Here is a 3,511-nt window from a genome sequence, read left to right on the forward strand (position 1 = left end):
AACTAGTTTTTTAGTCATAATTTTACCTTTATTTAATATTTTATTAACTAATTTATAAAAATAGATTGAATAATAATCTACCTTTACAATTAACAATACTTACTAGATTTTTAATATATTGCAAGAAGTTATAAATTATTAAATTGAAAAAAATATTTGAAAATAAATAAAAAAAGTATTTTTTATTAAATTTTATTAATTATTTTTTTATTTTCATATAAAACAATGGGTACTACTAGGGATATATATACATTTATTTATATTAATAAAAATTAATATTTACTTTATATAGCTATGTAAAAAAATCACAGAAATACGATTAGATTTAAAAATTTAGATATAATACTGACGACTTATAATTTATTTGTGCTTAACTATCGATTATTGATAAGTTTTAAAAAATAAATATTCTATCTTTCTAAAATCTTATTAATTTTCTTATAAAAATATTTTATACTGATAATGTACATGTTTATAAAAAATTAGTGGGTTTATGGAAGAAATTGATATTTGGCAGAAAAAATTTGAGATTTGTGATTATAGTAAAAAATTAATTGATCGAATTAAATATTTGAATACTATAGTAGACTCACCTGTAGATATAACAGAAATTGAAAAAGGTCTTATTATACCCGTAAATATCACGCTTCTCAAATGCGTCAATCAGGGGAGCCATACTATTCTCACCCTATAGAAGTTGCAATCATGCTTGCAGATTTTACGGCTCTTGAAGCTCCTAAACTTTACAAATCATATATGATAAATGTTGCCCTTCTTCATGATACTATAGAGGATACAATACTTACACATGCTGATATTAGTAAAATTTTTGATAAGAATATTGCCGATAACGTAGAACGTTTAACAAGAATTAAGCCGTACGGTAAAATTAGCTCAGGTGAAATGTTAAATTTATTAATCCAAGAACAAAGATATGATATCGCACTTATTAAAGTATTTGATCGCCTGCATAATTTACAAACTATAAATGCTAAATCTCCGGAAAAGGCTTTAGAAACAGTAAAAGAGACTATAGAAAGTTTCTTGCTCATAGCAGCTTATTTAGAAATACGTACCGTAGAACAACAACTATTAAATGTTTGCACTAATTTTATCAAGCAACATTTCCCTTCAGAACAAAAAGAAATATTTCAAAAAGTCGGTTTACGAAATTTCTTTTTAAAACTTCAAAATAATACAAAATAAAAATTCAGCTTTACTTGTATTGCTCAATTGTTATATAGAATACATTTACTTAATTTATATAAAAAGTGGAAGCCGCCTTTCACCTTTTATATTAGACTTCTTGCATAACACAGCTAATAAGGAGGAATTTGTAGGAGACGCGGAACGCAGCACCGCAGCGTACACTTTAGTACGTGAGGATGCGAGTACCGATTCGACTCACAAATTACCCTTAGAAGCAAGTTATACAAGAAGTCTACAATATTTTAATACGAATAGTGGATTATACAATAATTTGCTACTCGCATTATGGGAGTGTTGAAATATAAATTATTTTTGAGGAATTTTTAGGCAAAATGCAGGCGAGTTACCACAGCTTAAGCGTACGCGAGGAGCACAGACAAATTTTAACGACAAAATTACTGAAAAGAATCATATTTCAACACTCCCATTATTTTAGCTAGGTTCTGTGAACATATTCTAATTGATTTTTTATTTTGAGGTATTTTTTAGCGAAAATTAATAGCATTTTTGAAGAAATAGTTACTCATATTTTAAAAAAATCTTATAATTTGCAGAAGAAAAGAGTCAAAATAAAAAATCAATTAGAAATGTTCACAGAGCCTAAAAACTATTTTTATATTTCCAGCGTGCAGCTTCACCGCTCTCTGCATGATAATGCATATTATGATCACGTATTTGTATCTCTATTTTATAATTTTCCTCAGTTGTAATAATAGTATGCAAAGATTGATAGCCGTTTGGTTTAGGATTAAGAATATAATTTTTGAATTTATCCTTTTCATACTCATAAAGATTATGAACTACTTTTAAAGCTTTATAACACTTCTCTTCATCTATTACCACTATTCTTATCGCAAAAATATCTGTTAATTCTTCTAACTTTATACCTTTACGATATAATTTATATAAAATTGATATTGGATGTTTGATCCTACCTGTTATTTGAGCAGTAATATCATGTTTAGATAAATTATGATTTAAATGTTTAATAACCCTTTGGAGCAAAACTACCTCCTTAATTTATACTAATTCAGTTAATAGTTATACTTACGAATAACTAAATACCAATTAAAGCAATAAATTTATTAAGTTCTGTTAATATCTCTAATTTATTTGCTATTTTTAGAAATATTAATAAAACTCAGCTTTAGTTGATATTAATAGGAAAAATTAAGCTTGTGGCGAGCTTCGCACTACCTACCCTATTATTTGTATCTTTTATTCTAGGTTCTGTGAACATTTTTAATTAATTTACATTTTGAGTTATTTTTTAGCAAAAATTAATAAGATTTTTGTAGGAATAGTTATTCATATTTCAAAAAAATCTTATAACTTGCAGCAAAAAAGAACCATAATTATATTATTTTAGAAATGTTCACAGAACCTAAATTCATATTAATTAGATTTCTTTTAGAACTCTATTTTTTTAAGTTTTACATATATAGTGAACTCAGCCCCATTTTGTGATAGGAGCGAGGGTAGAGCCTATATATTAATAGGCAAGACGACGAGCAACGTGCTACAACGTGGGGAGCAGTTCACTATAAAATATAAATTATCTTATTTTAGTCTTTCTTAACTGTATAAATTATGAGATTTTTTTAAATAAGAATAGTAATTTTTCTAAAATCTTATTAATTTTAGTTAGCGTAGTTTAACCGACCAAAAGCTAGAAACTTTTATTACCAATTTTTTAAATTAAACGAATATATACCTCAAGTAAATAAAGAATAGATACGAAGATCAACTTGGAAAAGAACAAGGAGCTCACAAGGCAAGGAACGCAACGTATACTTAAACGTTCAGTACCACAGATCTTGTAGAACGACGCAGCCAATTTTTTAAGTTCTATCTTAGTATATACATACTAGATTAACCTTGCCTAGAGCTTCAACAAAAAATCTATTCTTAATAATTAAGGCGTAAAACCGCTTTTGATCATCCTATGTGGAACAAAATAATTTTAAAGCTAATTAAATTCTTTTTTGCTACAAAATTAAAATATTTCTTATAAATCTCACCTAATCCAATATACTTCACTATAGGATTAATACCAAAGGTTGAGCTATTATAATTAATTAAAAAATATTTGCAATCATTTATTGAAATAATTATAAGAAATTCTATATTTTATTTTTTGTGGAAGAGTTTTATTAAAGACTTTATTTTCAAGCGAAGAATCGCTTTAATAGTACTATTTGTATAACTTTTAAGCTTTGTTACATGGCTCGATTTTGTCATTGTCATCCCGTGATTTATTCACGGGATCCAGAAAAAATACTGAAATTATTAGTATTTTAAG

At 26.4% G+C, this 3,511-nt stretch carries 1 protein-coding gene and 2 pseudogenes; 2 read left to right on the plus strand and 1 reads right to left on the minus strand.

Annotation, left to right across the window (positions count from 1 at the left end; translation table 11 throughout):
• Positions 1 to 493: 493 nt before the first annotated feature.
• Both AC1Z7D_RS06565 and AC1Z7D_RS06570 read left to right on the plus strand, forming a co-directional pair.
• Positions 494 to 1,183 (plus strand): annotated as a pseudogene (locus AC1Z7D_RS06565) (HD domain-containing protein).
• A 111-nt stretch (positions 1,184 to 1,294) separates the two neighbouring features.
• Positions 1,295 to 1,441, plus strand: a pseudogene (locus AC1Z7D_RS06570) (palindromic element RPE1 domain-containing protein); the annotation flags it as partial.
• Positions 1,442 to 1,809: 368 nt separating this feature from the next.
• Here AC1Z7D_RS06570 and AC1Z7D_RS06575 read toward each other — a convergent pair.
• Positions 1,810 to 2,214 (minus strand): bifunctional (p)ppGpp synthetase/guanosine-3',5'-bis(diphosphate) 3'-pyrophosphohydrolase, encoded by a 405-nt coding sequence (locus AC1Z7D_RS06575; protein ID WP_482603023.1) that lies wholly within the window; start codon positions 2,212 to 2,214, stop codon positions 1,810 to 1,812.
• Between the last annotated feature and the right edge of the window lie 1,297 nt (positions 2,215 to 3,511).

This window comes from Rickettsia sp., from assembly GCF_965035265.1.